The 1871-nt window shown below is 59.6% G+C and carries 2 protein-coding genes; both read left to right on the plus strand.

Translation table 11 applies throughout. The features are described from left to right. A partial coding sequence (locus BFQ04_RS12425; RefSeq protein WP_256544554.1) for a DUF6396 domain-containing protein occupies window positions 1-415 on the plus strand: 415 nt, incomplete at its 5' end. Window positions 416-504: 89 nt separating this feature from the next. Beyond that, a complete protein-coding gene (locus BFQ04_RS12430) occupies window positions 505-1785 on the plus strand; it encodes an SEL1-like repeat protein (protein ID WP_065951088.1) in 1281 nt (426 codons plus the stop codon). The last annotated feature ends 86 nt before the right edge of the window (window positions 1786-1871 follow it).

Raw genomic sequence — 1871 nt, forward strand, 5'->3', positions numbered from 1 at the left:
CCCCTTGCCCCCGGCCAAGCTCCCCGCCTGGGACGGTAAGCTGCAATGGCTGGAAGCACGCCTGGCCAATGTCCCGCCACCAAAGCCCAGCGAAGCGCTGATCCAGCAGTTGGCCAACGCCAAGCGCCTTGAGCCAGCGAGCGGCCGAGCCACGCCCGACTCTCCAGCATTCATCAAGGCCAGCTACCCCGCGCCGACCTGCTCCAGCGGCCAGGCCTGTCCGCAGACAGGCTACTGGCAGGCAGCCCGCCTGAGTCGCGATCCATACTCGAGGTTTAACGAGGGTGTCATCCGCCGTTTTGAGAAGAACGACATCATGCCCACCCTGCGTGTCCAGAATCGTAAACCTCGCTTTTTGCTCCCCGACATAATCACGGTCAATGAGGAAGGCATCGAATGGCAGCTGTTGGGATAGGGCATGAAAGGCATCATTCGCATTGGAGCCAAAACGAGCGCAGGCCGCGTCGAGGTTTACGGCGAAAAGACGTTGAAGGACCTCGAGCGATGCGACGATTTCTACTGCTGACAATCCTGCTGCTGGCCGCCTGCGATAACCGCAGCGCCCCCACTCACCCGCCCCAGAACACTTCCTTGAACCCGCTGACCGAGATCAAAGCCAAGCTGGCCTTCACCTGCGTACACGAGCAGATCCCTGCGCCGTCCGCCGAGACCGATGAGCTGTTCCAGTACGCCCGTTGGTTACAGAAGAACAACCTACTCAAGCAGGACAAAAGCGTCGACGCCGATATTGAGCGTCTGTACCGGATTGCGGCCGAGAATGGCCATTACAAGGCCAACATCAACCTGCAAAACGGTACCCTGCGTGGCCACTTCACGCTCCGTGGTGAGGATCATCTGCGCCTGAGCCAGCAACTGATCGACGCAAAGGTGGCGACGGGGTACTACTTTATCGGTCTCTTCCTGAAGAGCGGTTCGGCGGGGTTGAAGCAGGATACGGCCATGTCGCTGCGTTACTTTCGTAAGGCGGCTGATCAGGGCAGCGCCCTAGCTCAGTACTCTGTGGGTGACAAGTTGGCACCGAGCAGCATAGCGCCAGATGTCGCCCGGCAGATGCGCCGTTGTGCTGCAGAGCAGGAACATGGTGATGCGGCTTCCGACCTGGGTGTCAATCTTCAAGGACTGGGCCAGTACCAAAGCGCACTTGAGGCATTCCAACTGGGAGTGGCTGCGGGAGATGAAACCTCTGCCGGCTGGTTAAGAAAGACCTTTCGGACTCTCCCCTCCGATGATCTGTACTACCTCGCCCAACAGCAAGACCTTGAACGCGCTGAGCGCTATGAAAAAATCTGGAGTCTGCTCGCGGACTACTCCTATGCTGACCCGAAGGTCCCCGAAATCAACGAAATCCTCCCCTTGCCCCCGGCCAAGCTCCCCGCCTGGGACGGTAAGCTGCAATGGCTGGAAGCACGCCTGGCCAATGTCCCGCCACCAAAGCCCAGCGAAGCGCTGATCCAGCAGTTGGCCAACGCCAAGCGCCTTGAGCCAGCGAGCGGCCGAGCCACGCCCGACTCTCCAGCATTCATCAAGGCCAGCTACCCCGCGCCGACCTGCTCCAGCGGCCAGGCCTGTCCGCAGACAGGCTACTGGCAGGCAGCCCGCCTGAGTCGCGATCCATACTCGAGGTTTAACGAGGGTGTCATCCGCCGTTTTGAGAAGAACGACATCATGCCCACCCTGCGTGTCCAGAATCGTAAACCTCGCTTTTTGCTCCCCGACATAATCACGGTCAATGAGGAAGGCATCGAATGGCAGCTGTTGGGATAGGGCATGAAAGGCATCATTCGCATTGGAGCCAAAACGAGCGCAGGCCGCGTCGAGGTTTACGGCGAAAAGACGTTGAAGGACCTCGA

It is taken from the genome of Pseudomonas sp. 37 R 15 (assembly GCF_900004865.1).
GTDB lineage: Bacteria > Pseudomonadota > Gammaproteobacteria > Pseudomonadales > Pseudomonadaceae > Aquipseudomonas > Aquipseudomonas fluorescens_AM.

Bases quoted from the DNA above. Each gene is read 5' to 3' on its own strand.
- BFQ04_RS12430 (WP_065951088.1), top strand. From the start codon at position 505: ATGCGACGATTTCTACTGCTGACAATCCTGCTGCTGGCCGCCTGCGAT.